Source organism: Massilia sp. BSC265, from assembly GCF_000740675.1.
Lineage (GTDB): Bacteria > Pseudomonadota > Gammaproteobacteria > Burkholderiales > Burkholderiaceae_D > Telluria.
In genome coordinates this window covers 1-26,538 of the sequence record NZ_JPXI01000030.1, presented here as the reverse complement: position 1 = coordinate 26,538, position 26,538 = coordinate 1, and the positions used below count along the sequence as shown (strand labels likewise).

Here is a 26,538-nt window from a genome sequence, read left to right as displayed (position 1 = left end):
GATTCAGGGCCAGTCGAGCCGGAAGCCGCTTTCGAAGCGGCGCGGCTCGCCGCTGAGCGGATCCTCGAAAGCGATCGAGCGCGCCAGCAGCTGCAGCGGCGCGCTGAAGTCGTCGCCCTTGCACGGCAGCGCCACCGGATAAAAGGCGTCGTTCAGGATCGGCGCGCCGAGCGCGGACAGGTGCAGGCGCAGCTGGTGCTTGCGGCCCGTATGCGGGTGCAGCCGGTAATGCGCCACCTCGCCGCGCTGCTCGATCAACTCGATCAGGGTCTCGGAATTCGGCTCGCCCGGCACTTCCGCGCTGACGAAGAACTGCTCCGCATCCTGCATGCGGCTGCGGTAGGTGAAGGGAAAGTCCCGGCCCACGAGCGGGCTGCCCTCGAGCGGGCGCGCCAGCGCCTCGTAAACCTTCCTCACCACGCGTTTCTGGAACATCGACTGGTAGGCTCCGCGCGACTCCGGATTGTGCGAGAAGATCACCACGCCCGCGGTCTCGCGGTCGAGCCGGTGGATCGGCACCAGGTGCGGCAACCCGAAGCGCTTCTTGAGGCGCACCAGGAGGGTCTCGTGCAGGAAGCGGCCGGTCGGGATGGTCGGCAGGAAGTGCGGCTTGTCGGCCACGAGCAGGTGCTCGTCCTGGTACAGCACCTGTTCCTGGAACGGGATCGGGGTTTCGGGCTCTTCCAGCTCGCGGTAGTACCAGATGCGCATGCCCTGGCGCACGTGGCTGTCGGCGCCCAGGGCCACGCCCTTCGCGTCGACGATCTCGCCGCGCGCCAGACGGCGCGCCCAGGCGGATTCCGGCACGTCGGGAAAGCGTTCGGCGAGGAAGCGCAGCATGCCGCCGGCGCGGGTCTCGGTCAGCCACAGGTAGCTGGGCGCGACACCGTCGCGGGTCGGCAGCGGAACATGGGCGTTGGCTTCGGCCTGGTGGCCCTTCCTGGTCCTAGCCATCAACCCCGCTCATCAACGCAGGGCGACATTGGTCTGGTAGGGCGGCAGCTTGTTGACGGTGGTGCCCTTGCTGCGCGCATACAAGGGCAGCAGCACGTCCATGTGCGCCTGCATGTCCCTGATGCGGGTCTCGCCGCCCGGGTGGGTCGAAAGCAGCTCGATCGGGGCGCGCTGGTTCAGGGCCGCCATCTTGCGCCACAGGGCGATGCCGGCACGCGGGTCATAGCCGGCGCGGGAGGAGATGTCCAGCCCGACCAGGTCGGCCTCGCGCTCGTCGTCGCGCGAGAACTTCAGGCCGGCGAACTGGGCACCATAGCTGGCCACGGTGCCGGTGATGTTCGGATCGATGCCGAAGATGCCCGAGATCAGGGCGCCGCCGACACGCGCGCCGAGATTGGTCAGGCCCTGCTTGGCCATCTTCTCGCGGCTGTGCTCGCGCAGCGCATGGGCGATCTCGTGGCCCATCACGGCCGCCACCTCGTCGTCGGTCAGCTTCAGCGAGGTCAGGATGCCGGTGAAGAAGCCGATCCGGCCGCCCGGCATGCAGAAGGCGTTCACGTCCTTCGAGTCGATGAGGTTGACCTGCCATTGCCATTGGGTCGCATCCTGGTTCCAGCGCGTGGTGTGCGGAATGATGCGCTTGGCGATGGCGCGCAGGCGCTGCACTTCCGGGTGCGACTGGGGCAGCAGTACGCCTTTCTGCTGCGCCTGGCTCATCATCTGCGCGTATTGCTGCGCTGCCGCTTCGTTGAGCTGTTCCGGGGGAATAAGTTTGCTCAGGCGCGACAGCGGCCTGACCTCGATCCCATCCTGGACCGTCGTGTTGCGATCGTTCTGCGCGATGGCGTCGCCGATGCCCGCCGTACCGACTGCGGCAAGCAGGGAAAAGCAGGCCGCCAGATGCTTGATTTTTTTCATTTCGTCACCGATAGGCTGTTCTTAGCAGCACTATCTCCAAAGAAAGTAACTCGGTGGAGACTCACTATGAGGCCGATCATCGTGGATCGTAGCCGGCTCTTCAAGCCGCCACCGCACATAAGCCAGGCGAAATCAGGCGACCACGCCCGATTTCTTGCGCAGACGAAACACCGCCAGGCTGCCCCGCAGGTTCGGCAGGAAGCTCACCGGCCTTCCTTCGGCCAGGGCGACGTATTCGAGCACTTCCAGCCCGCATTTCTCGGCCAGGTCCTTGAAGTCGTGGATGGTTGCATAGCGCACGTTCGGCGTGTCGAACCATTGGTAAGGCAGCGAACGCGACACCGGCATCCGCCCGCGGATCAATGCTACCCGGTGCGGCCAGTAGGCGAAGTTCGGGAACGAGACGATGGCTTCCTGGCCCACGCGCACGATGTCGCGCAGGCGCGCCTCGACATGCTGCATCATCTGCAGCGAGGACAGGCACAGCACCATGTCGAAGGCATTGTCGCGGAACAGGTCCAACCCTTCCTCCATGTCGTGCTGGATGACGCTGATGCCGCGCTGGGTGCTCTCCAGCACCTTGTCGTCGGCGATCTCGACACCGTAGCCGGTGCAGCCCTTGCTCAGTTCCAGGTAGCGCAGCATGGCGCCGTCGCCGCAGCCGACATCCAGCACATGCGCGCCCTGGCGCACCCAGTCCGCAATGAAGGCCAGGTCGGGACGCAGCGCGTTCAGGTCGTTCAGGTTCATGCTGCCTCCTTGCCGGCGAGCTCGAGAGCAATGCGATCATAGTAAGCGCGCACTACGCCCATGTAGCGCGGATCTTCCAGCAGGAAGGCATCGTGGCCGTGCGGGGCGTCGATCTCGGCATAGGTCACCTTGCGCCGGTTGGACACCAAGGCCTCGACGATCTCGCGGCTGCGCTCGGGCGAAAAGCGCCAGTCGGTGGTGAACGAGGCGATCAGGAACTGCGCCTGCGTGCCGCCGAGCGCCTTGGTCAGGTCGCCGCCATGGGCACGCGCGGGGTCGAAGTAGTCGAGCGCCTTGGTGATGATGAGGTAGGTGTTGGCGTCGAAGTATTCCGAGAATTTGTCGCCCTGGTAGCGCAGGTAGGATTCGATCTCGAAGTCGATGCCGAAATCGAATTTGTAGTCGTCGTTCTCGGCGGCGTTGCGCAGCTTGCGGCCGAATTTCTCCGCCATGTCGTCGTTCGACAGGTAGGTGATATGGCCGACCATGCGCGCCACCTTCAGGCCGTTCTTCGGCACCACGCCGTGTTCATAAAAATCGCCGCCATGGTAGTCGGGGTCGCTCAGGATGGCCTGGCGCGCCACGTCGTTGAAGGCGATGTTCTGGGCCGACAGCTTGGGCGTGGAGGCGATCACGATGCAGTGGCGCAGGCGTTCCGGAAACATGATGCTCCAGGAGAGCGCCTGCATGCCGCCCAGCGAGCCGCCCATCACGGCCGCGAAGCAGTCGATGCCGAGGCGGTCGGCCAGGCGTGCCTGCGCCGCCACCCAGTCTTCCACCGTCAGCAGCGGAAAGGCCGCGCCATAGGGCTTGCCGGTGGCGGGATTCGTGTGCATCGGGCCGGTCGAGCCGAAGCAGGAGCCGAGGTTGTTCACGCCGATGACGAAGAAGCGGTTGGTGTCGACCGGCTTGCCCGGTCCCACCATGTTGTCCCACCAGCCCTGGCTCTTGGGCTTGTCGGCATAAGTGCCTGCCACGTGGTGCGAGGCGTTCAGCGCATGGCAGATCAGGACGGCGTTCGACTTGTCGGCGTTCAGGCTGCCATAGGTTTCATACATCAGCGTGTAGTCGCCGATGCTGGCGCCGCTTTGCAGGCGCAGCGGCTCGGCGAAGTGCATCGCCTGTGGTGTGACTGTTCCAATCGATCCCATGGATGGTGTTCTTGTCGTTCTTGTAGGGCGCGACCGGGAGGCCGCGCCGGGTGAAACTTCAATGCGTTATCAGAGGGTTTGCAGCTGCTCGACCGCGGCGGCGATCTCGTTCGGCTCGATCGAGCGCAGGATGCGGCGCGTGCGCGTGGTGATCGCCGACAGGTCGCTGTTCAGGATTTCCTGCTTCACCGACAGCAGCTGGGCCGGATGCATCGAGAATTCACGCAGGCCCATGCCGAGCAGCAGGCGGGTGAGCTTGGTGTCGCCCGCCATCTCGCCGCACACGGCGACATCCAGGCCGGCCTTCTGGCCGGTGGCGATGGTCTGGGCAATCAGCATCAGGACCGCCGGGTGCAGCGGATTGTACAGGTGCGCCACTTCGTAGTCGACGCGGTCGATCGCCAGCGTGTACTGGATCAGGTCATTGGTCCCGATCGACAGGAAGTTCATGCGCTTGACGAACATCGGCAGCGCCAGCGCGGCGGCCGGAATCTCGATCATGGCGCCGACTTCCACGCCCGGATCGTACTTGACGTTCTCTTCGCGCAATTGCAGCTTGGCCTGCTCGATCATGGAGAGCGTCTGGTCGATCTCGAAGGCGTGCGCCAGCATCGGGATCAGGATGCGCACTTTTCCATACGCGGAGGCGCGCAGGATCGCGCGCAGCTGGGTCAGGAACAGCTGGGGCTCGGCCAGGCAGTAGCGGATCGCGCGCAGCCCCAGCGCGGGATTGAGCGCGGTGTGCTCGGTCGGGTCGAGCGGCTTGTCGGCGCCGACGTCGAGGGTGCGGATCGTCACCGGGCGCCCCTTCATGGCCACCACCGCCTTGCGGTACTGCTCGAACTGCTCGTCCTCGCTCGGGATCCTCAACGCGTGGCCGAGGCCATGCGACCGCCCCATGAACAGGAACTCCGAGCGGAACAGGCCGACGCCCATGGCGCCGGCTTCCAGCGCCGCCGGGCAGTCTTCCGGCAGCTCGATATTGGCCAGCAGCGTGACCGGGGTGCCGTCCCTGGTCACCGCCGGGGTCTTCTTGAGCTTGAGCAGGCGCTTGCGCGCCTTGAGCAGCGCGGCCTGGCGCGCCCGGTACTGTTCCAGCACCAGCTGGCTCGGGTTGCAGATCACCACGCCGGCATCGCCGTCGATGATCACCCAATCGTCCTGCTCGATCAGCCGCGAGGCCGAGCTCATGCCGACCACCGCCGGAATGTCGAGCGAACGCGCGACGATCGCCGTGTGCGAGTTCTGGCCGCCGACGTCGGTGACGAAACCGATGAAGGAACGGGTTGCGCCTTCGCGGTCGCGGAAGGCCAGCATGTCGGCCGGCGAGATGTCGTGGGCCACCACGATCATCTGCGGGGCGGCCTGGTCCTCGCCCGCCAGCGGCGGCGGGATCTCCAGGGCGGTGCCCATCAGGACCTTCAGCACCCGCTCGGCCACCTGCTGGATGTCGTGCTTGCGCTCGCGCAGGTACTCGTCCTCGATCTCGTCGAACTGCGCCGACAGCTCGTCGATCTGGGTCACCAGCGCCCATTCGGCGTTGTAGTGGCGGGTGCGGATGATGTCGAGCGGCGCTTCCGAGATCATCGGGTCGGACAGGATCAGCGCGTGCACGTCGATGAAGGCGCCCAGTTCGGTCGGGGCATCCTTGGGCAGTTCGGTCCACAGGGCCTGCAGGCCGCGGTGCACTTCGGCGATGGCGTGCTGCAGGCGCTGGACCTCCGCCTCGACCTGTTCTTCGGGGACCAGGTAGTGCTTGACGTCGAGCGCGGCCGGCGTGAGCAGGTGCGCGCGGCCGATCGAGATGCCGCGCGAAACCGGAATGCCGTGGAGCGTGAACGATGCCATCGATGGTCCCGTATGGCGGGGAGCTGCCGCTTCGCGCGGCATTACTCGCCTTCGCCGAACTTGTCGTTGATCAGGCCACTCAGGGCGGCGACGCAGGCCTGTTCGTCCGGGCCGTCGGCCTCGAGCAGGACTTTGGCGCCCTTGCCGGCGGCGAGCATCATGACGCCCATGATCGATTTGGCATTGATGCGGCGTCCGTTACGGGTGAGCCAGACGTCGCTCTGGAACTTGGCGGCCAGTTGGGTGAACTTGGCGGAGGCGCGGGCGTGCAGGCCCAGCTTGTTGATGATCTCGAGTTCCTGTTGAATCATGTTGTCGCTTATTGTCCCGTTCTATGCCCGCGGCCAAAATAAAGTTCGTCGTTCAGCTGGACCCGACGCGGATCCGGTTATCCACCCGCACGGCGCCGTTCTGGGCGCCGGCCAGGGCCATTTCCACCACCACGTCGAGGGTGTCGCGGCGGTAGGTGATCGCGCGCAGCAGCATCGGCAGGCTGATGCCCGCGATGACTTCCACGTGACCGGCCTCAAGCAGCGAGTTGCAGCAGTTGGACGGCGTGCCGCCCTTGATGTCGGTGATGACCAGCACGCCGTCGCCGTCGTCCAGGCGCGCGATCGCCTCCTTGGCAAGGCAGTTCACCTCGTGCAGGTCCTGGTCGGCGGTCACGTCGATCGCCTCGAAGCGCTCGGTGGGGCCACGGAATACGTGCGCCACCGCGGAGATGAATGCCTGGCCCAGCGGAGCGTGGGTCATCAGCAAAATGCCAACCATGTCAGTGTTTTTCGAAGGTGTTGCCAATGAGCTTCAGTTCGACCGCGTCGATGAACATCGCGGCCACGTCGAATCCGGTCTGGTCGGTGATCTCCTGGAAGCAGGTCGGGCTGGTGACGTTCACTTCGGTCAGGAAATCGCCGATCACATCCAATCCTACCAGCAACAGGCCACGCGCCGCCAGTTCCGGGCCGATGGCCTCGGCAATCTCGCGCTCGCGCTCGGTGATCGGCTGCGCCACGCCCAGGCCGCCGGCGGCCAGGTTGCCGCGGACTTCATTGCCCTGCGGGATGCGGGCCAGCGTGAACGGCACCGGCTTGCCGTCGATGACCAGCACCCGCTTGTCGCCCTGCTTGATGGCCGGGATGAATTTCTGGGCCATGATCGTGTGCCTGCCGTTGCCGGTCAGGGATTCGATCACCGAACCCAGGTTCATGCCGTCGTCCTTGACGCGGAAGATACCGGCGCCGCCCATGCCGTCCAGCGGCTTGAAGATCACGTCGCCGTGCTTCTCGTGGAAGGCGCGCAGGCGCGCCGGGCTTGAGCTGACCAGGGTCGGCGAGGTGTACTGGCTGAATTGGCCGATGGTGAGCTTCTCGTTGTGGTCGCGGATCGCACCCGGGCGGTTGAACACCCGCGCGCCCTGGCGCTCGGCCAGCTCCAGCAGGTAGGTGCCGTAAACGTATTCCATGTCGAAGGGCGGGTCCTTGCGCTCGATGACGGCGTCAAAAGCCGACAGCTGCACGATCTCGGGCTCGTCGGCGCGGTACCAGGCCTCAGGCTCGCCGGTCAGGTGGATGCGCATGACCCGGGCCGTCACGATGCCCTCTTCCAGCACCATGTCGCGCTGCTCGAAGGCGTAGACGGCGTGGCCGCGTTTCGCGGCTTCGCGCATCATCGCGAAAGTCGAATCCTTGTAGATCTTGAACGTGGAGATCGGGTCGGCGAGGAAGGCGATTTTCATGGGGCATCCATTACAGGCAATGCGTCGATTTTAGCCGGAAACGCGAAACCTCGCGGACGGGCCTGCAATGACGCCCCATTCGGGTGCAAAGCGAAAGTGCGGTGATCGCTGTGTGAAAACTCGATCGTGCAGCCTGAGTCACCTCACACCTTCGAAGTCCTCTTGCGTGACCATGGCTTCATGAGTACACGCACCAGTAGGCAGACTGAACTGGAGCGCACTATGGATGTCTACCGGCAGTGGCATGGTGGCACCGCACTCTCGCGCTATGCGTGGCCGACCTGCTGGCCGCGGCGGCGCCGCTGCGTTCGCACTTTGTGTACATGCTGCAAAAGGGCGGATAGCCCAGCCGGAATGGTGTTATCGTCCTGCAAACGATTTCGGGGCATGGCATGACACCAGAAGACCGCAGGACAGCAAACGAAGACTTGTTGCGGGAGCGCGGGATTCCGGTCAATCCCCATTTGCCGATGATCGAAGCCGAGGACTCCGTTACGCTGCGTTCCGAAGATGCGCTATGGCGTCGCTTGGTCGCCCTGTGGGGCGTGGTCGGCACGGCCATGCTGCGCGAGAACGGCTACTTCAAGGAGTATTTCTCGGTCAGCAACCGCCGCGGCTGGCTGTCGAGCGACGAAGCGGCCTTCCTCTTCAATGATGCGCGGAGCGAGGGCGACATCGTCCGGTTCTCGTGGCGGCTGGAGGCGATGGTCTTCCTGGCCTGGTGCGGCGGGCTGGTCGACGCGCTACCGATGCCGGAACATCCTTCGAGCGTGGAGGCCGTGCTGCCGCTCTACCCGCATGACCTGGGCGACGCCACCATGCTGCGCCAGGCGCTGCGCCTGCGCAGCAAGGCCGAGATCCTCGACTGGTCCGATCGCCTCTACCGCCTGCACTGGGCGGTGCGCGACGCCCAGCTGAACGGGCGCGAGCCGCCGCCCGGGATCAACCCGGGCATGGTGCTCGAATGGCACCATGCGGCAAATTGGATGACCGGCTACGGCGATGAGGAAGACTGGGACGCCGTCTCTACCGACACCTGAGCGCGGGCGCTTTCCTCTTTAATAGACTTCAGGGTTGGGGTCGGTGCGCTCGAGTTCGAGCGAGGCCGCCAGCAGGCCCAGGCGCGCGACCACGCCGTACACGTAGAAGCGGTTCGGCGCCGCCGTGCCCGGCTTGGCCTTGGGGTCCGGCACCGCGTGCTGCTGGGCGAAGGCCAGCGGCACATACTGGGAGCCAGGCGCGTTCAGGTTCTGGTCGACGCCGCGCTCGGCATGCACGCGGTAGAAGCCGCCCACCACGTAGCGGTCGATCATGTACACCACAGGCTCGGCCACGGCATCGTTGACGGTTTCGAAGGTAGGCACGCCTTCCTGCACGATCATGTCGGTGACGGCCACGCCATCCTTGATGACGGTCATCTTGTTGCGCTGGGCGCGGCTCAGGTCGCGCACCTCGCTGGCGTCCTTCACCGTCATCACGCCCATGCCGTAGGTGCCGGCGTCGGGCTTGACGATCACGAAGGGCTTCTGCTCCTTCATGCCGTATTCCTTGTACTTCTTCTTGATCTTCGAGAGCAGCGCCGAGACGGCATCGGCCAGCTGCTCGGTGCCGACGTCCTGCTGCAGGTCGATCTCGCCGACCTTGCTGTGCAGCGGGTTGACCAGCCAGGGATCGATTTCGATCAGCTTGCCGAACTTCTTGGCCACTTCGTCGAAAGCCTTGAAATGGTTGCTCTTGCGGCGCAGTGCCCAGCCCGCGTGCAGCGGCGGCAGCAGCGACTGCTCGTGGATGTTTTCCAGGATCGATGGAATCCCGGCCGACAGGTCGTTGTTCAGCAGGATGGTGCAGGGATCGAAATCGGCCAGGCCGACGCGGCGGCCGTTCGGCGAGCGCACCAGCGGCTCGACCACCAGCATGTTTCCGTCCGGCAGCGCCAGCGGGGTCGGCTGGGTGACGTCCGGCGACAGCGAGCCGAGGCGCACGTGCAGGCCGGTCTGGCGGAAGATCTGCATCAGGCGCGCCACGTTCTGCAGGTACATCGGGTTGCGCGTGTGGACTTCCGGGATCATCAGGAGGTTGCGCGCATCCGGGCAATACTTGTCGATCGCGGCCATGGCGGCCTGCACCGTCAGGGGCAGCATCTCGGTCGACAGGTTGTTGAAGCCGCCCGGGAACAGGTTGGTGTCGACCGGCGCCAGCTTGTAGCCGGCGTTGCGCAGGTCTACCGAGCAATAGAAGGGTGGCGTATGCTCCTGCCACTCGAGGCGGAACCAGCGCTCGATGGCGGGGGTGGCTTCGAGGATCTTCTTTTCCAGGTCCAGGAGGGGACCGGTCAGGGCAGTGGCGAGGTGCGGAACCATGGTATGGACGTCCTAGTGGTGGCTTATTCGAATTATATCGGTAGCCTCAGATATGGACGAATATCCTTATTTAAAGTCCGCATACTTGTCATAAACGTAAAAAGCGCCCACGTGGGCGCTTTTCTTTGTACGGCGGACTGCTTACAGGTGGTAAGCCGACTCCCCATGGCTGGTGATGTCCAGGCCTTCGCGCTCGGCATCCGCCGGCACGCGCAGGCCGATCACCACGTCCACCAGCTTGAAGGCGACGAAGGCAACGAACGCCGACCACACGATGGTGATGCCGACCGCCTCGGCCTGCACCAGCAGCTGCCCGGCGATCGAGTAGTCCGGCGAGGCCTTGTTGGCCACGTAGTCCCACACGCCCTGACCGCCCAGCTGCGGCGCGGCGAACACGCCGGTCAGCAGCGCGCCCAGGATGCCGCCCACGCCGTGCACGCCGAACACGTCGAGCGAGTCGTCGGCGCCCAGCAGGCGCTTCAGGCCGGTCACGCCCCACAGGCAGACCACGCCGGCCAGCAGGCCCATCACCATTGCGCCCATCGGGCCGACGAAGCCGGCGCCCGGGGTGATCGCCACCAGGCCCGAGACCGCGCCCGACACCGCGCCCAGCAGCGAAGGCTTGCGCTTGAAGGCCCACTCGCCGAACATCCACGACACGGCGGCCGCGGCGGTTGCCAACAGGGTGTTGATGAAGGCCAGCGCAGCGATGTCGCCTGCTTCCAGCGCCGAGCCGGCGTTGAAGCCGAACCAGCCCACCCACAGCAGCGACGCGCCGATCATGGTCATGGTCAGCGAATGCGGGGCCATCGATTCGCGTCCCAGGCCGATGCGCTTGCCGATGACGTAGGCGCCGACCAGGCCGGCCACCGCCGCATTGATGTGCACCACGGTGCCGCCGGCGAAATCGAGCGCGCCGTGCTGCCACAGGAAGCCGGCATTCTCGGTGACGGTCGCCAGGGTGGCGGCGTCTGAAATCGCGTCGGGGCCGGCCCAGAACCAGACCATGTGGGCCACCGGCAGGTAGCCGAAGGTGAACCACAGCACCATGAACAGCAGCACGCTTGAAAAGCGCACGCGCTCGGCAAAGGCGCCGACGATCAGGGCGCAGGTGATGGCGGCGAAGGTGCCCTGGAAGGCGACGAAGATGAACTCGGGGATCATGGTCTCCTTGCTGAAGGTGGCGGCCTGGCTGAAGGTGCCGGCCGCGGCATCGTAGATGCCGTTCAGGAAGACGCGGTCGAATCCACCGATGAAGGCATTGCCCTGGGTGAAGGCCAGCGAGTAGCCGTACAGGCACCACAAGACGATGATCAGCGAGAACACCATGAACACCTGCATCAGCACCGACAGCATGTTCTTGGCGCGCACCAGGCCGCCGTAGAACAGGGCCAGGCCCGGGATCGACATCATGATGACCAGCAGCGTGGCGACGAACATCCACGCGGTGTCGCCCTTGTTGATGCTGGGCGCGGCGAGCGCCGGCAGCGCCAGGCCGGCGCTGGCCACGCCGGCGAGGACTTTGGTAACGGTATGCTTCATTCGAATTCCCCTTACAGTGCTTCGTTGCCGGTCTCGCCGGTACGGATACGGATGACCTGGTTGAGGTCGGCCACGAAAATCTTGCCGTCACCGATCTTGCCGGTGCGGGCGGCGCCCGAGATGGCGTCGATCACCTGGTCGACCACGGCGTCGTCGACTGCCGCTTCGATCTTGATCTTCGGGAGGAAATCGACCACGTACTCCGCGCCGCGATACAGCTCGGTGTGGCCTTTCTGGCGGCCGAAGCCCTTCACTTCGGTCACGGTCATGCCCTGTACGTTGATCTCCGACAGCGCTTCGCGGACTTCGTCCAGCTTGAAGGGCTTGATGATGGCGGTAATCATTTTCATGGTGATGCCTCTATGGATATCAGAAGGTTTTGGACAGGGTCAGGACGGCGCCTGACTTGCCGAGGTTCTTGCCCTGCGGGCTCAGGTAGGCATCCGTGTTGGCCTTGATCCAGGCCAGCGACAGGGTCGCCACACCGAGGTCCTTGCTGACGCCGACCTTGTAGTCGTTGTACGAGAACGCGCTGTTGTTGTTCACTTCCTGGCGTCCGGCATGCAGGTTCAGGATGAAGCCGTTGCCGACGTCCAGGTCGGCGCCGACGTCCAGGTAGCCGCTGCGCTTGCTGTTCGCGGTGCCGAACAGATTGGTCGTCGAGTGCGAGTATTTGACATAGGCCGGGCCGAAGCCCAGGCGGCCGTACACCTCGAAGGTGTTGGCACGCGGGTTCAGGCTATTGTCGGGGTACCAGTAATACAGGCCGCCGACGTCATAGGTGAGCGTCTCGCCGAGGTTGCCGCGCTTGCCGGCATACAGATCCCATTCGATGTTGCCGTCGCCGCCGAGATCCTTCGTCCATTTGATGGTGGACAGCCAGGTGCCCACGTACAGGCCGGTCGGGCCGTGCACGTAGTCGACGCCGCCCTGCAGCGCCGGGTCCAGGCGGGTTTGCGACAGGCCGCGGTAACGGTAGTCGCTGGTGATGGCGGCGTTGTAGCTGATTTGATGCTCAGTTGCTTGCGCTTGGGCAGCTTCTTGCGCAAGCGCCGGGATGCTGGAGAGGGCCAGCACTGCCCAGGTGACTGCTGCACTTGTGTTGCACTTCATGACATTCCCCTTATTTTCAACGGCTGCGTTCGACGGCTGAACCGTGCCGCAGGCCGTTGCGGTTTACAATCTGGTTTGCTACACGCCTGACAACTCTTTAGCAGGATGCGTGCCAGCTCAAAAAAACCATCGGAACGGTGGCGGCGTGCCCCATGAATGCTTGTTTTCTCAGCCATCCGCCCCATTTGCGATTCGAATAACCGGGCAAACCTCTGCGCCAGGCATCCGCCACGGCGCGGCGCACCAAAGCGGAGTGCAACGCACTGTCGTGGTGCAGTGCGATCCGACTGAAAGGAAATGGACATGAACAGCTTCTTCAACGACATCCAGGGCAAGATCAACCAGGCGCTGGAAAGCTCGCCGGCCAAGGACATCGAGAAAAACGTCAAGGCGATGATGACCCAGGGCTTTTCGAAGCTCGACCTCGTCACCCGTGAAGAGTTCGACATCCAGGCCCAGGTGCTGGCCAAGACCCGCGCCAAGCTCGAAGCGCTCGAGCTGCGCGTGGTGGAGCTCGAATCGCGCCTGGCGGCGCAGGGCGGAACCGGCGGTACGGCGGCAGCGTCCACGACGATTGCTTCGGCCGCTTCGGCCAGCACGGCGGCCGCCTCCAGCGATCCGCTTCCCGGCGCCACCGATCCGGCCGCGCCGCACATCATCATCGACAAGCCCTGATCAGGTGGCGGAATCCATGCCAGGGCGCTGCGCACCATGAATGCGGTCGACCAGCCGGCAGGCAGCCCCGTGGCGCCGCAGGAAGTCTCGCTCGACGTCCTGCGCGAGAAATACGCCAAGGGTGAGGAAAGCAGCATCCTGGATGTGCGCCGGCGCGTGGCACGCGCGCTGGCGGCCCTCGAGCCGGAACACCTGCGCGAGGAACTCGAGGCGCGCTTCCTTTGGGCCCAGGAGCACGGCTTCGTTCCGGCCGGACGCATCAATTCGGCCGCCGGCCTGGGACTGCAGGCCACCCTCATCAACTGCTTCGTCCAGCCGGTCGGCGATTCCATCTCCGGGACGGACGAGGACGGCCTGCCGGGCATCTACACTGCGCTCGCCGAAGCGGCCGAGACCATGCGCCGCGGCGGCGGCGTGGGCTACGACTTCAGCGCGATCCGCCCGCTGGGCAGCAAGGTCCACGGCACCCGCTCGCGCGCGTCGGGCCCGGTGTCTTATATGGAAGTGTTCGACGCCTCCTGCCGGACGGTGGAGTTGGCCGGCGCCCGGCGCGGCGCCCAGATGGGCGTGCTGCGCATCGACCATCCCGACATCGAACGCTTCATCGCCGCCAAGGACGAAGGCGGGCTCACCAACTTCAACATTTCGGTCGGCGTCACCGATGCCTTCATGCACGCGGTGGAAAGCGACGCGCTGTTCGAGCTGGTGCACCGTGCCGAGCCGGGCATGGATGACGCTCCGAACGCGTATCGCCGCGAGGACGGCCTCTGGGTCTACCGCCAGATCCGCGCGCGCGAACTGTGGGACAAGATCATCGCCTCGACCTATGACCACGCCGAGCCCGGCGTGCTCTTCGTCGACCGCATGAATCTTGAAAACAACCTCTGGTACGCGGAAGAACTGCGCGCCACCAATCCCTGCGGCGAGCAGCCCCTGCCCAGCTACGGCTGCTGCGACCTGGGCTCGGTCAACCTTACCGCCTTCGTGGTCGACCCGTTCGGCGCCAATCCGCAATTCGACTTCGATCGCATGTGCGAGGTCGCCGCGGTGGGCGTGCGCATGCTCGACCTGGTGCTGGACGCGACCGAATGGCCGTTGCCGCAGCAGGCCGCCGAATCCCGGGACAAGCGCCGCATCGGCCTAGGCTTCCTGGGACTGGGCAGCGCCCTCGTCATGCTGGGGCTGCGCTACGATTCCGACGAAGGGCGGGCCATGGCGGCGCGCATCGCCGAGACCCTGCGCGACGCCGCCTATGCCACCTCGGTGGCGCTGGCGCGCGAAAAAGGCGCCTTCCCGCTGTTCGATGCGGACGAGTATCTGGACAGCCACTTCGTGGGCCGCCTGCCGGGCTGGCTGCGCGACGCGATCTACACCTATGGCATCCGCAATTCGCACCTGCTCTCGATCGCGCCGACCGGCACCATCTCGCTGGCCTTCGCCGACAATGCCTCGAACGGCATCGAGCCGCCCTACGCCTGGACCTACCAGCGCAAGAAGCGCATGCCGGACGGGTCGATGCGCAGCTACGACGTCGAGGACCATGCCTGGCGCCTGTACCGCCGGATGGGCCATGACATGTCCTCGTTGCCGCCACAGTTCGTGACGGCGCTCGAGATGCGCGCGATCGACCACCTGCGCATGGTGCAGGCGGTGCAGCCCTTCATCGACACCGCGATCTCGAAGACCGTCAACGTACCGGAAGACTATCCCTTCGAGGACTTCCGCAACCTGTACAGCCAGGCCTGGCATGCCGGCCTGAAGGGGCTGGCGACCTACCGGCCGAACACGGTGCTGGGCAGCGTCCTGTCTACCGCGCCGCAAGCACAACAGACCGCGCCACAGGCCGCTCTCCCGGACGATGACCCGCTGCGCAAGCGCTTCGAGCGCCGCCCGCTGGGCGAGCTGGAATCGGTCACCTCGAAGATCGAATACTCGACCCAGGAAGGCCGCAAGAGCGCCTACCTCACCGTCAGCTTCCTCCGCGCCGACGGCGTGCACGAAGGCCGGAAGGTCGAGATCGAACGGCCCTTTGAATTCTTCATGCCCTCGAACCAGCGCACCGGCGGCCAGCAATGGATCACGGCCTCGATGCGCCTGCTGTCGATGGTGGCGCGCGCCGGCGGCCCGATCGCGCGGGCGCTCGCCGACATGCGCGACGTGGTCTGGGAAAAAGGCCCGGTGCGCTGCGGCCATCTAACGCGCGAGGACGGCACCCAGGTGCCGGTCTACCACGACTCGGAAGTGGCGGCGATCGCCTTCATGCTGCAACGCGTGCTGATCCGGCGCGGCTTCCTCGACGCCTGGGGCAACCAGGTGCCGGTGCCGGAACTGGCGCGGCGCTTTGCAAGCCGTGGCGAGCTTGTGGTGCCGGAGGCCGAGCCGCAGCCTACCAGCGCTGGCGCCCTGCCGGCCACCAGCGGCGCCAAGTGCCCGGAATGCGGCGCGCGGGCGCTGCGCAAGGTGGACGGCTGCACCCGCTGCGACGAATGCCATTACGTGGGGGAATGCGGCTGAGGCAGCGAGAACGCCTTCCGAGAACATGCGAAAGTTTGCGCTAACATTTCACTGAGATAATGTGATATGGTTGGCAGCCCAACATAATGGTTGCGCAAACATGTTCAATCGGAAGATCAGAGGGCTACGCTGGTGGATGATCGGCCTGGTGATGCTGGGGGCGGTCATCAACTACCTCACCCGCAGCAGCCTGGCGGTTGCCGCTCCCACCGTGCTGAAGGAACTGGATATCAGCACGGCCGAGTATTCCTATATCACGGCGGCCTTCCAGGGCGCGATCATGCTGCAGCCGCTGTGCGGCTATGTGCTGGACGTGATCGGCCTGAAGTTCGGGTATGCGATGTTCGCGGTGGCCTGGTCGATCATCTGCATGCTGCACGGTTTCGCCACCAACTGGCAGACGCTGGCCGTGCTGCGCGGCCTGCTGGGCCTGGCGGAAGGTTCGGCCAATCCGGCCGGGATGAAGGCGGTGTCCGAGTGGTTCCCGGCCAAGGAACGCGGCATGGCGGGCGGGATCTACAACATCGGCGCATCCTTCGGGTCGATGCTGGCGCCGCCGCTGGTGGTGTGGGCGATCCTGCACTACAACTGGCAGTCCGCATTCGTGATCACCGGCGCGCTCGGCCTGGTGTGGGTGGCCATCTGGCTGCTGCTCTACGACGCCCCGGCGCGCCACCGCCGCTTATCAAAAAGCGAGGCCCAGCACATCGCTGCCGGCCAGGAGCAGCACCTGCAGGGCGACGGCAAGCGCCCGTCCGTGTCCAGCATCCTCAAGCAGCGCAACTTCTGGGGCATCGCCCTGCCCCGCTTCCTCGCCGACCCGGCCTGGGGCACCCTGGCCTTCTGGGTGCCCCTGTACCTGACCACGGTGCGGGGCTTCGACCTGAAGCAGATCGCCATGTTCGCCTGGCTGCCTTTCCTCGCGGCCGACCTAGGTTGCCTGTTCGGCCCGACGGTGGTGCCATGGCTGCAGAAGCGCGGCGTACGCCTGATCAATGCACGGCGCGGCGCCTTCACCGTGGGCGCCGTCATGATGATGGGCGTGGCTTTCGTCGGCTTCGTGGACAATGCCTATGCGGCGATCGCCCTGCTCAGCGTCGCGGGCTTCGCGCACCAGACGCTCTCGGTCACCGTGATCACCATGTCCTCCGACCTGTTCCGTCGCAATGAGGTGGCCACCGTGGCCGGCATGTGCGGCACCTTCGGCAACCTGGGCCTGCTGATCTTCTCGCTGCTGATCGGCGGCCTGATGAGCAGCGTGGGCTACACGCCTTTCTTCGTCAGCCTGGCAGTGCTGGACCTGGTCGCTGCCGTGCTCCTGTGGACGCTGGTGCGCGAACCGCTGCGTGCCGACTCTCCCGCCGACTCTCCCGTCAAAGAATCAGCATGATCCATAATCCGATCCTCCGCGGCTTCAATCCCGACCCGTCCATCGTGCGCGTGGGAGAAGACTACTACATCGCCACCTCCACCTTCGAGTGGTACCCGGGCGTGCAGATCCACCATTCGCGCGATCTGGTCAACTGGCGGCTGGCGGGCCGCCCGTTGAACCGCGCGAGCCAGCTGAACATGCTCGGGGCACCCGACTCCTGCGGCGTGTGGGCGCCCTGCCTCACTTATGCCGATGGCCTGTTCTGGCTGGTCTACACCGACGTCAAGCGCTACGGCCGCACCTCCACCGGCGGCGCGACCGGCAGCGCCTCCTTGCGCGACTTCCACAACTACCTGGTCACCAGCCCCGGCATCGACGGCCCCTGGTCGGACCCGGTGTACCTGAACAGCAGCGGCTTCGACCCGTCGCTGTTCCACGACGACGACGGGCGCAAGTACCTGCTCAACCAGCTATGGGACCACCGGCCCGGCGGCAACCGCTTTGCCGGCATCGTGCTGCAGGAGTATTCGGTCGACGGGCGCAAGCTGGTCGGACGGCGCGAGAACATCTTCAAGGGCACGCCGCACGGGCTGACCGAGGCGCCGCACCTGTACAAGCGCAACGGCTACTACTACCTCCTGACCGCCGAAGGCGGCACCGGCTGGAACCATGGCGTGACGATGGCGCGCTCTTTCCAGCTGCGTGGACCCTACGAGCTGCATCCGGACGTGACCATCCTCAGTTCCCGCAACCGGCCGGATGCGCCGCTGCAACGCGCGGGCCATGCGGACCTGGTCGAGACGCCGGACGGCGACACCTGGATGGTCTACCTGTGCGGTCGCCCGTTGCGCAACCGCGGCACCTGCACGCTGGGCCGCGAGACCGCGATCCAGCCGATGGTGTGGGGCGAGGATGGATGGCTGCGCACGCGCGACGGCCTCGGCACGCCGGAACTGCAGGCCGAGGCGCCGCAACCGGCGGAGCATCGCTTCCCGCTCGAGCCCGTGCGTGAAGACTTCGACGAGCCGCAGTTGCCGATCGCCTTCCAGTGGCTGCGCACGCCATGGCCCGAGGAGATCTTCAGCCTCGGTGAGCGTCCGGGCCACCTGCGCCTGTTCGGGCGCGAATCCATCGGCAGCCAGTTCCGCCAGGCCTTGGTAGCGCGCCGGCAGCAGGCGCATTGCTACAGCGCCGCCACGGTCGTCGATTTCGAGCCGCAGCACTACCAGCAGCAGGCAGGCCTGGTGTGCTACTACGGCGCGGCGAAATTCCATTACCTGTACCTGACGCACGACGACGAGGTGGGCAGGCACCTGCGCGTGATGAGCAGCCTGCCGAACCACATGCAGTCGGATGCCTTCAGCGCGCCGATCCCCGTGCCGGCAGGCGTGCCGGTCGAGCTGCGCGTGGAGGTGGACGAGGAACGGCTTCTCTTCGGCTATCGGCTGCACGGAGGCGCATGGCAGTGGCTGCCACAACAGTTCGATGCAAGCATCCTGTCGGACGAGGCATCGGCGCCCGGACAGCCTAACTTCACCGGCGCCTTTGTCGGCATGGCCTGCCAGGACATGGCCGGCACCGGCCTGCATGCCGACTTCGACTACTTCGATTACCGCGAACGGCCCTTCGTTACCGATCCGCGCGCGACCACAGTCGAGCACAGCTGAGGCATACTGCGCGGGTTACCAACTCGTGAACCCGCCATGCCCTATATCGCACTCAAGCACCTGCACGTCAGCTTCGTGGCCCTCAGCGGCCTGCTGTTCCTGGTCCGCGGCATCTGGATGATGCGCGCGTCGCCGAACCTAGGACAGCGCTGGGTGAAGATCGTCCCACACGTGGTCGATACCCTGCTGCTGGCAAGCGCCGTCGGCCTGGCGGTGGTGAGCCATCAGTATCCAGGCCAGATGCCCTGGCTGACGGCCAAGCTGGTGGGGCTGGTGGCCTACATCGTACTCGGCACCATCGCGCTCAAGGGCGGCCGGACCAAGGAAGTGCGCAGCGCCGCCCTCATCGGCGCGCTGGCCAGCTTCGCCTACATCGTGGCGGTTGCGGTGACGAAGAACCCGCTGGTCGTCTTTTAAAGCAGGTCGTAGCCGACGTGCTGGCGCGCCTCGCGCAGCACGGCCTGCGGCGGCTTGCCCAGCGTGCGCACGAAGGCGCGGCTGAAATGGCGCGGGCTCCAGTTGACGTGCTCCGCCAGCTGCTCGACCGACAGCGGCGTATGCAAGTTCTCCTTCGCGTAGCGCAGCGCCAGCCGGATGCGGTCGGAGCCGCCATCCATCTCGGCCAGTGAGGAGAACTGCGACTGGCCGCCGGTGCGCCGGTGGTAGACCACCATCTTGCGCGCCACCGCCTTCGCCACCGCCGTTCCCAGGCCGGCCTCGACCAGCGCGATCGCCAGGTCGATGCAGGCCGTCATGCCGGCCGAGGTCCACATCGGGCCATCGTTTACGAAGATCTTGTCGTCGTCCAGTTCCAGGGCTGAGAGCCGGCCGCGGGCGTGAACACGGTAGTGTTCTTGATGTTCGCTGCCCGCGTAGATCCACATGGGCTCGGTCTTGCCGGCCCGCTCGAAACCCAGCGCCTTGTAGAAGTCGATCGCGGCGCCGCCGGCGGTCGGCATCATCTGGTGGAAGCCGGCATACCTGGCCAGCATCGGCCCCCTCATCAGGCGCCCGACGCCCTTCCCCTGGTGCGCGGGTGCACCAGCATGTGGGGAAAATAGACGTCCAGGTGGCCATCGGAAATCGCGTTGCCGAGTCCGGCCAACTCGCCGCCGATGCGCGCCGTCACCAGCGCATGCAAGTTACGGAGTGCCGCCATCAATTGCACCGGCTTTTCGGCCGACGACCAGCCGTTGGCGCGGTACAGCCGGATCACCTCGTCCTCTTCGATCGGGTCTGCGAGTGACACTGCAATGTCCATGATGGTCTTGTTGTGGTTGCCAAATCGTCCATGGTGGCACGCTTCGAGACAGGCTGCACAAGCTGCTCCCCTGACGCAGCGCGGGCAGCCTTTGCGCAGACCGGCGATAATCGTCGCTCACCCACCTATTCGCTTCACCACACGAACTCTTATTTCCCATGAACGATTTCAACAGCGTTCCGCTGGAGTTTTTCCAGGATTACCCGGAGCCGGGCGTCAACTTCATCGACGTCGGCTGCATCTTCGATAATCCGGAGCATTGGCGCCTGGCCATCGACACTCTGAACGAAAAGACCGATGCACTGCACTTCGACTTCATCCTGGCCATGGACGCGCGCGGATTCATGATTGCCGGCGCCCTTGCCTTGAAGCACAAGGTCGGCTTTGCCATGGCACGCAAGGCCGGTAAATTACCCGGCAAGGCGATCAGCATCGATTACAAGCGCGAATACGGCAACGCGACCATCGAGATCCAGCCGGAACGCATCAAGGGCCAGCGCGTGCTGATCGTCGATGACGTGCTGGCCACCGGCGGCACCATCGAAGCGGCGGCTTCCCTGCTGCGCCAGCTGGGCAAGGAGGTGGTCGGCGCGGCGGCCCTGTTCGACATCGCTTTCTTCAAGGACAAGCGCGCGTTGACCATGCCGGTGGTGACCTTGCGCGACGTTTAACGCTTCCTGCAGGCGCCTGAGCCCTGAAACGGCGCACGCTTGGGTGCGCTCAACGAGCCTTCTGCGAAGCGGTGTCACCATCCTGCGAGTCCTCAATCGCCAGGAAGCCCATGAGTCTCGCCGTCTTACGAAGCCGCGCCCTCGCCGGCATGGACGCCCCCGCCGTCAGCGTCGAAGTCCACCTGGCCAACGGGCTCCCCGCGTTCACCATTGTCGGCTTGCCCGATGCGGAAGTACGCGAAGCCAAGGACCGCGTCCGCGCAGCACTGCAGAACTCCGGCTTTACCATTCCCCCGCGCCGCATCACCGTCAATCTGGCCCCGGCTGACCTGCCGAAGGAGTCCGGCCGCTTCGACCTGGCGATCGCGCTGGGCATCCTGGCGGCATCGCAGCAGATCCCGGGCGAGGGGCTGGCGCGCTACGAGTTTGCCGGCGAGCTCTCGCTGTCCGGCGAACTGCGCCCTATCCGCGGTGCGCTGGCGATGAGCTTCGCCATGCAGCGCGAACGCGAGGAAAAAGCGCGCGCCTTCATCGTGCCGTTGGCGAATGCCGACGAGGCCGCACTGGTCAGCGAGGCCGCCATCTACCCCGCGCGCACGCTGCTCGAGGTGTGCGCCCACTTCGTACGCGGGGCAGGCAGTGTCCAGCTGGCGCGCCACCAGGGCAAGGCGCCCGCAAGCCCTGTCGACTATCCGGACTTTGCGGAAGTGAAGGGGCAGCAGACGGCCAAGCGCGCGCTCGAAGTGGCGGCTGCAGGCACGCATTCGGTCTTGCTGATCGGTCCGCCGGGCGCCGGCAAGAGCATGCTGGCCTCGCGCTTTCCGGGCCTGCTGCCGCCGATGGGCGAGGACGAGGCGCTGGAATCGGCCGCGGTGCAGTCGATTGCCGGGGGCTTCTCGCCGCAGCGCTGGCGCCGGCGTCCGTTCCGCAGTCCGCACCACACTACCTCAAGCGTGGCGCTGGTCGGCGGCGGCAATCCGCCGCGTCCCGGCGAGGTCTCGCTGGCCCACCACGGCGTGCTGTTCCTGGACGAGCTGCCGGAGTTCGACCGGCGCGTGCTCGAGGTGCTGCGCGAGCCGCTCGAATCGGGCCAGATCACGATCTCGCGCGCGGCGCGCCAGGCCGATTTCCCGGCCCGCTTCCAGCTGGTGGCGGCGATGAATCCCTGTCCCTGCGGCTGGCTCGGCCATGTGTCCGGCAAGTGCCGCTGCACGCCGGAGGCGGCCCAGCGCTACCAGGACCGCGTCTCCGGCCCGCTGCTCGACCGCATCGACATCCAGCTGGCGGTGGCGGCCATGCCGGCGGAAAGCATCGGCGCGCAGGCCGATGGGGAAAGCAGCGCCGCGATTGCGGCGCGCGTGGCGCAGGCGCATGCCTGGCAGCTGGCGCGGCAGGGCAAGCCGAACCAGCGCCTGGCCCCGCGCGAGATCGACCGCTACTGCCGTCCGGACGCGGCCGGCGACCGGTTGCTGCGCGCCGCGATGCAGCAGCTGCACTGGTCGGCGCGCGCCTACCACCGCGTGCTCAAGGTGGCGCGCACGATCGCCGACCTGGGCGGCGCGGAGCACGTGGCGCCCGAGCATATCGCGGAAGCGATCCAGTACCGGCGCGCGCTCAGGGAGCATTGACGGCCGAAAGTATGCGCGCGCCACGCGTCCTGCTAACATCGTGGCATGCACATCAAACAACTCTTCCTTGCTTCGCTGTCCGCGATCATACTGGCGGGCTGTTCGCCGACCTACAACTGGCGCGACTACACCAGTGCCGACGGCGCCTTCCGTGTGCTGTTCCCTGCCAAGCCGGCGACGCACACCCGCGGCATCGACCTGGGCGGCATCAAGGTCGACATGACGATGACGGCCGCCGAGGTGGAAGGAACGACCTTCGCCGTCGGCACCGCGGTGGCGCCGGATGCGGCCCTGGCCCAGGCCACCCTGCCCGCAATGCGCCGGGCCCTGCTGCGCAATATCGGCGCCGGCGATACCGAAGAAAACAAGGGCGCAGCACCCGGCAGCGCGGCGCTGGAGGTCGACGCGCTCGGCAAGGGCAACAATGGCCCGGTACGCCTCGTGGGCCGCTTCTTTGCCAAAGGCACGCGCATGTACCAGGTGATCGTGGTGGGCACGCCCGGTGCGATGCCGCCCGAGCAGACCGAGCAGTTCCTGTCCTCGTTCAAACCGCAATGATGACGGATACCGCTCCGGCACTGCGGACGAGCGGACTGTCCAAGTCCTTCGGCCGCCCTGCAGTCGATGGACTGGACCTGGAAGTGCGGCGCGGCGAGCTGTATGCCCTGCTCGGCCCCAACGGCGCCGGCAAGACCACGACGCTGCGCATGGTGACGGGCCTGGTGGCGCCGGATGCCGGCCGCATCGAGGTGCTCGGTATCGACCTGGCGCAGGCGCCGCTCGATGCCAAGCGCAAGATGGCTTACCTGCCCGACGACCCCATGCTGTACGGGAAGCTCAAGCCCACCGAATACCTGGAATTCGTGGCCGGCCTGTGGGGCGTGGAGGCGCGCGAGGCCGAACCGCGCGCACGCGAGCTTCTCGACTGGCTGGATCTCAGCCCGCATGCGCACGCGCTCACGGAGGGCTTTTCGCGCGGGATGAAGCAGAAGCTCGCCCTGGCCGGCGCGCTGATCCACGCGCCCGAACTGCTCATCCTCGACGAACCGCTGACCGGGCTCGACGCGGCTGCCGCGCGCCAGGTCAAGGACCTGCTGCTGTCGCATGTGGCCAGGGGCGGCACTGTCATCCTCACCACGCACATCCTCGAAGTGGCGGAACGGCTGGCGCAGCGCATCGGCATCATCCGCGACGGACGCTTGATCGCCGAAGGCACGCTGGCCGAACTGCGCGAGCGCACCAGCGGCGGCAGCCTCGAGGATGTGTTCCTGCAGCTGACAGCGCGACCATGAAGGGCCTGCCAGGCAGCATCGGCTGGCTGCTCCGGCACGAGATCCGCCTCGCGTGGTACAACGCGGCGGCAGGCAAGGCGACAGGAACGCCGCGCCGACCCGGCATGGCCGGGCTGGCGATCGCCGCCGCGGTGTGGCTGGTCCTGCATGGCATTGCCTGGTTCGTCCTTGCCCGCAGCACAGCCATTGACACCGACGATCCCCGCGTCCTGGTCGCGGTGACGGCACTGCTGTTCGGCAGCATGACCTTCATGCTGTCGAGTGCACTCAAGTCCAGCGTGGTGGTCCTGTTCGAGCGCGGCGACCTGGATTTACTGCTGTCGTCGCCACTGCCCTCCCGCAGCATCTTCACCGTTCGCCTCGGCGTGGTAGCCGCCGGCACCTCCGTGCTTTACCTGTTCCTGCTCACACCATTCGCGCATGCGGGCGCGCTGCTCGGCTACGGGCGTTGGCTGGCGGTCTATCCTGTCATTCTCGGCTGCGCGACGATCGTCGCCTGCATGGCCATGCTGGTTACCTTGGGCCTGGTGCGCGTGCTCGGTGCGCGCCGCACGCGGGTCATCGCCCAGCTCATCGGTGCGCTGGCAGGGGCGCTGCTGTTCATCCTGGCACAGCTGCTCAATGTCATGTCGCAGTCCCGGGAAGCCGAAGCGGCGGCCGTCTTCGAACGGGCCTTTGCCTCGCAAGGCCTGCTCGGCGCAGCGAGCCTCCTGTGGCTGCCCGGCCGCGCCCTGCTGGGCGAAGCGCTGCCCGTAGTGGGGCTGGTGGCGCTTGCCGTCGCAGCGTTCATGCTGACCACCGGGCTTACCCACGGTTTCTTCGTGTACGGCCTGCAGCAGGCGGCTTCTTCCGCCAGTGCCGGGCGGCGTCCATCGGGCGGCGTGCACTACCGGTTCGGGCACGGACTGTTCGACACTGTCGTACGCAAGGAATGGCGGCTGATCGTGCGCGATCCGCAACTGATCTCGCAAGTTGCACTGCAGTTGCTGTACCTGCTGCCGCTGTGTCTCGTCATGTTCCGTCGCAGCGACGTCCACGTCCCGGCCCTGATCGCGGGATTGACGCTGCTGTGCAGTTCGCTGACGGCATCGCTGGCCTGGATCGTGGTATCCGCCGAGGAGGCGCCTGATCTGCTGGTCCTCGCCCCCGCGCCTCAACCCGTGGTGCGGCTTGCCAAGCTGGCGGCGGGAGTCATGCCCGCGCTTCTCATCGCATCCATCCCCCTCGCCTGGCTCGTACTGACGGTGCCGATCCCTGGTCTGCTGGCCTGCTTCACCGTCAGCGGCGCGACTTGCACCGCCGCCTTGATCGTTCACTGGTGTGGAAAGGCCGGTTCTCGCAGCGATTACAAGGCGCGCGGCCGTAGCGATACGCTGACTTCGATATTAGGAATGCTCAATAGCCTGTCGTGGGGCGGACTCGGGTGGTGCCTGGCCACGGTCGCCGGCGGTGCAGCCTCGGGTGCCTACATGGCGGGGGGCGCATTCGCCGGCTTCTTCGCTAGCGCCACCTTAGTGACGGCCTGGCTGTTGCGGCGCCGCGCGGCATCCTGAATGTGTGCGAGGGATGACCGGTTCTCCAACTCGTGTTATCGTTTAAGCACTAACAAAAGAACGGAATAGCCATGTTGATCACATTTAAATGCAAGTCCTATCCTGAGGTCCTGATGTACCAGGAACATGCCAAGCGCATCCTCGACCTGCTGCATAAGGATATGGAACGCGGTGTCATTACCGCCGAAGAAGCCCCCCGCGCTGTTGCCCTGCTCGAGGGCGAAATCGAGGAAAGCCGCAGGCACCAGATCTCGGAACAGGTGGAACGCGACGTCCAGGCGCACCACGGCGACACCGAGGACAACGAACACGAGCCGATCGAAGTCGTCAGCTTCCCGACACGTGCCTTCCCGCTGCTCGAAATGCTGCGTTCGGCGCGTGACAACAAGACCGACGTGCTGTGGGGCGTGTGACGGTTTTCTCTGTACGCATCAAGCAAAAGCCCGCTTGACGAAAGCGGGCTTTTTTCATAAGGCACTGTAAAGATTCGCAGTGCGAATCCGAAAGCAAAAAGCCCGCTCAGTCGATACTGAGCGGGCTTTGCTTATAACTAGCCTGACGATAACCTACTTTCACACTGGTTGCAGCACTATCATCGGCGCAAAGTCGTTTCACGGTCCTGTTCGGGATGGGAAGGGGTGGGACCGACTTGCTATGGTCATCAGGCTTTGACTTGTCTGAGCTTTTACCGATCGGTAAAAAACTCACAATCCGGGAAGAAGTATCGTTTTTTTATTCTTGGGGTAGCAGTATCAACAAACTGCAGCTGTATTCCTGACTTGTCTATAGCCTACCAAGGTTATAGGGACAAGCCGTACGGGCAATTAGTACTGGTTAGCTTAATGCATTACTGCACTTCCACACCCAGCCTATCAACGTCCTGGTCTCGAACGACCCTTCAAGGAGCTCAAGGCTCCGGGAAATCTCATCTCAAGGCAAGTTTCCCGCTTAGATGCTTTCAGCGGTTATCTCTTCCGAACTTAGCTACCCGGCAATGCCACTGGCGTGACAACCGGTACACCAGAGGTTCGTCCACTCCGGTCCTCTCGTACTAGGAGCAGCCCCCTTCAAATTTCCAACGCCCACGGCAGATAGGGACCAAACTGTCTCACGACGTTTTAAACCCAGCTCACGTACCACTTTAAATGGCGAACAGCCATACCCTTGGGACCGGCTACAGCCCCAGGATGTGATGAGCCGACATCGAGGTGCCAAACTCCCCCGTCGATATGAACTCTTGGGAGGAATCAGCCTGTTATCCCCAGAGTACCTTTTATCCGTTGAGCGATGGCCCTTCCATACAGAACCACCGGATCACTATGTCCTACTTTCGTACCTGCTCGACTTGTCGGTCTCGCAGTTAAGCACGCTTATGCCATTGCACTATTAGCACGATGTCCGACCGTACCTAGCGTACCTTCGAACTCCTCCGTTACACTTTAGGAGGAGACCGCCCCAGTCAAACTGCCTACCATGCACTGTCCCCGATCCGGATAACGGACCAAGGTTAGAACCTCAAACGAACCAGGGTGGT

General features: G+C 65.2%; 25 protein-coding genes, 2 rRNA genes and 1 pseudogene. 12 read left to right on the top strand and 16 right to left on the bottom strand.

What is annotated here, in order from left to right:
* Positions 1-3 precede the first annotated feature (3 nt).
* The 8 genes from MA09_RS09925 to gshB form a co-directional block, all read right to left on the bottom strand.
* Positions 4-954, bottom strand: a complete 951-nt coding sequence (locus MA09_RS09925) for a pseudouridine synthase (protein WP_051933350.1) — start codon at positions 952-954, stop codon at positions 4-6.
* 12 nt (positions 955-966) lie between these two features.
* Positions 967-1,872 (bottom strand): M48 family metallopeptidase, encoded by a 906-nt coding sequence (locus MA09_RS09920; RefSeq protein WP_036247659.1) that lies wholly within the window; start codon positions 1,870-1,872, stop codon positions 967-969.
* A gap of 132 nt (positions 1,873-2,004) precedes the next feature.
* Positions 2,005-2,622 (bottom strand): methionine biosynthesis protein MetW, encoded by a 618-nt coding sequence (gene metW, locus MA09_RS09915; protein WP_036247657.1) that lies wholly within the window; start codon positions 2,620-2,622, stop codon positions 2,005-2,007.
* Positions 2,619-3,773 (bottom strand): homoserine O-acetyltransferase, encoded by a 1,155-nt coding sequence (locus MA09_RS09910; protein ID WP_152594614.1) that lies wholly within the window; start codon positions 3,771-3,773, stop codon positions 2,619-2,621. Before MA09_RS09910 ends, metW begins: the two co-directional genes overlap by 4 nt.
* A 69-nt stretch (positions 3,774-3,842) precedes the next feature.
* A complete protein-coding gene (gene ptsP / locus MA09_RS09905; RefSeq protein ID WP_036247974.1) occupies positions 3,843-5,621 on the bottom strand; it encodes a phosphoenolpyruvate--protein phosphotransferase in 1,779 nt (592 codons plus the stop codon).
* Between the two features lie 41 nt (positions 5,622-5,662).
* Entirely contained in the window at positions 5,663-5,932 is a 270-nt protein-coding gene (locus MA09_RS09900) for an HPr family phosphocarrier protein (protein WP_036247653.1), read from the bottom strand.
* 52 nt (positions 5,933-5,984) lie between these two features.
* Positions 5,985-6,392, bottom strand: coding sequence for a PTS sugar transporter subunit IIA (locus tag MA09_RS09895; protein WP_036247651.1), 408 nt, complete (start codon positions 6,390-6,392; stop codon positions 5,985-5,987).
* A gap of 1 nt (position 6,393) precedes the next feature.
* Positions 6,394-7,356, bottom strand: a complete 963-nt coding sequence (gshB, locus tag MA09_RS09890) for a glutathione synthase (RefSeq protein WP_036247649.1) — start codon at positions 7,354-7,356, stop codon at positions 6,394-6,396.
* Positions 7,357-7,748: 392 nt separating this feature from the next.
* Between gshB and MA09_RS09885 the strand changes: the two genes are divergently transcribed.
* Positions 7,749-8,396 (top strand): DUF4272 domain-containing protein, encoded by a 648-nt coding sequence (locus MA09_RS09885; protein ID WP_036247647.1) that lies wholly within the window; start codon positions 7,749-7,751, stop codon positions 8,394-8,396.
* Positions 8,397-8,414: 18 nt separating this feature from the next.
* Here the strand turns inward: MA09_RS09885 and gshA are convergent, their stop codons facing one another.
* From gshA to MA09_RS09865, 4 genes are all read right to left on the bottom strand, one after another.
* Complete coding sequence (gene gshA / locus MA09_RS09880) at positions 8,415-9,716, bottom strand: glutamate--cysteine ligase (RefSeq protein WP_036247644.1); 1,302 nt, start codon at positions 9,714-9,716, stop codon at positions 8,415-8,417.
* Between the two features lie 141 nt (positions 9,717-9,857).
* On the bottom strand, positions 9,858-11,258 hold the full coding sequence (gene amt / locus MA09_RS09875; RefSeq protein WP_036247641.1) for an ammonium transporter: 1,401 nt from the start codon (positions 11,256-11,258) through the stop codon (positions 9,858-9,860).
* Between the two features lie 11 nt (positions 11,259-11,269).
* Positions 11,270-11,608 carry a P-II family nitrogen regulator gene (gene glnK, locus MA09_RS09870; RefSeq protein ID WP_036247637.1) on the bottom strand — a complete coding sequence of 113 codons (339 nt, stop codon included), beginning with the start codon at positions 11,606-11,608 and terminating at the stop codon, positions 11,270-11,272.
* A gap of 19 nt (positions 11,609-11,627) precedes the next feature.
* Positions 11,628-12,371 (bottom strand): TorF family putative porin, encoded by a 744-nt coding sequence (locus MA09_RS09865; protein ID WP_036247635.1) that lies wholly within the window; start codon positions 12,369-12,371, stop codon positions 11,628-11,630.
* Positions 12,372-12,668: 297 nt separating this feature from the next.
* Between MA09_RS09865 and MA09_RS09860 the strand changes: the two are divergent.
* The 5 genes and pseudogenes from MA09_RS09860 to MA09_RS09840 form a co-directional block, all read left to right on the top strand.
* Positions 12,669-12,896 (top strand): annotated as a pseudogene (locus tag MA09_RS09860) (accessory factor UbiK family protein); the annotation flags it as partial.
* 186 nt (positions 12,897-13,082) lie between these two features.
* Positions 13,083-15,560: an adenosylcobalamin-dependent ribonucleoside-diphosphate reductase gene (locus MA09_RS09855; RefSeq protein WP_036247633.1), complete on the top strand. Its 2,478-nt coding sequence runs from the start codon at positions 13,083-13,085 to the stop codon at positions 15,558-15,560.
* 100 nt (positions 15,561-15,660) lie between these two features.
* A complete protein-coding gene (locus MA09_RS09850) occupies positions 15,661-16,950 on the top strand; it encodes an MFS transporter (protein WP_036247631.1) in 1,290 nt (429 codons plus the stop codon).
* Positions 16,947-18,599 carry a glycoside hydrolase family 43 protein gene (locus tag MA09_RS09845; protein ID WP_036247629.1) on the top strand — a complete coding sequence of 551 codons (1,653 nt, stop codon included), beginning with the start codon at positions 16,947-16,949 and terminating at the stop codon, positions 18,597-18,599. Before MA09_RS09850 ends, MA09_RS09845 begins: the two co-directional genes overlap by 4 nt.
* A 36-nt stretch (positions 18,600-18,635) precedes the next feature.
* A complete protein-coding gene (locus MA09_RS09840; protein ID WP_036247626.1) occupies positions 18,636-19,016 on the top strand; it encodes a SirB2 family protein in 381 nt (126 codons plus the stop codon).
* Here the strand turns inward: MA09_RS09840 and MA09_RS25585 are convergent.
* Both MA09_RS25585 and MA09_RS25035 read right to left on the bottom strand, forming a co-directional pair.
* Positions 19,013-19,603, bottom strand: a complete 591-nt coding sequence (locus tag MA09_RS25585; protein ID WP_200883057.1) for an AraC family transcriptional regulator — start codon at positions 19,601-19,603, stop codon at positions 19,013-19,015. The two genes, MA09_RS09840 and MA09_RS25585, sit on opposite strands and share 4 nt — an antisense overlap.
* Entirely contained in the window at positions 19,603-19,848 is a 246-nt protein-coding gene (locus MA09_RS25035) for a hypothetical protein (RefSeq protein ID WP_200883056.1), read from the bottom strand. The genes MA09_RS25585 and MA09_RS25035 overlap by 1 nt, the downstream gene beginning before the upstream one ends.
* 170 nt (positions 19,849-20,018) lie before the next feature.
* On the opposite strand from MA09_RS25035, the gene MA09_RS09825 reads away from it, so the two are divergent.
* From MA09_RS09825 to MA09_RS09800, 6 genes are all read left to right on the top strand, one after another.
* Complete coding sequence (locus MA09_RS09825) at positions 20,019-20,531, top strand: adenine phosphoribosyltransferase (RefSeq protein ID WP_051933348.1); 513 nt, start codon at positions 20,019-20,021, stop codon at positions 20,529-20,531.
* A 110-nt stretch (positions 20,532-20,641) separates the two neighbouring features.
* Positions 20,642-22,159 (top strand): YifB family Mg chelatase-like AAA ATPase, encoded by a 1,518-nt coding sequence (locus tag MA09_RS09820; RefSeq protein WP_036247623.1) that lies wholly within the window; start codon positions 20,642-20,644, stop codon positions 22,157-22,159.
* Positions 22,160-22,204: 45 nt separating this feature from the next.
* Positions 22,205-22,717 (top strand): hypothetical protein, encoded by a 513-nt coding sequence (locus tag MA09_RS09815; RefSeq protein WP_051933347.1) that lies wholly within the window; start codon positions 22,205-22,207, stop codon positions 22,715-22,717.
* Complete coding sequence (locus tag MA09_RS09810; RefSeq protein ID WP_229440649.1) at positions 22,714-23,451, top strand: ABC transporter ATP-binding protein; 738 nt, start codon at positions 22,714-22,716, stop codon at positions 23,449-23,451. The genes MA09_RS09815 and MA09_RS09810 overlap by 4 nt, the downstream gene beginning before the upstream one ends.
* Positions 23,448-25,004 carry a hypothetical protein gene (locus tag MA09_RS09805; RefSeq protein ID WP_036247620.1) on the top strand — a complete coding sequence of 519 codons (1,557 nt, stop codon included), beginning with the start codon at positions 23,448-23,450 and terminating at the stop codon, positions 25,002-25,004. Before MA09_RS09810 ends, MA09_RS09805 begins: the two co-directional genes overlap by 4 nt.
* 71 nt (positions 25,005-25,075) lie before the next feature.
* Complete coding sequence (locus MA09_RS09800; RefSeq protein ID WP_036247617.1) at positions 25,076-25,417, top strand: DUF1840 domain-containing protein; 342 nt, start codon at positions 25,076-25,078, stop codon at positions 25,415-25,417.
* 140 nt (positions 25,418-25,557) lie between these two features.
* Here the strand turns inward: MA09_RS09800 and rrf are convergent.
* Both rrf and MA09_RS09790 read right to left on the bottom strand, forming a co-directional pair.
* Positions 25,558-25,670: ribosomal RNA gene (gene rrf, locus MA09_RS09795) — 5S ribosomal RNA — on the bottom strand.
* 137 nt (positions 25,671-25,807) lie between these two features.
* Positions 25,808-26,538, bottom strand: a 23S ribosomal RNA gene (locus tag MA09_RS09790); the annotation flags it as partial.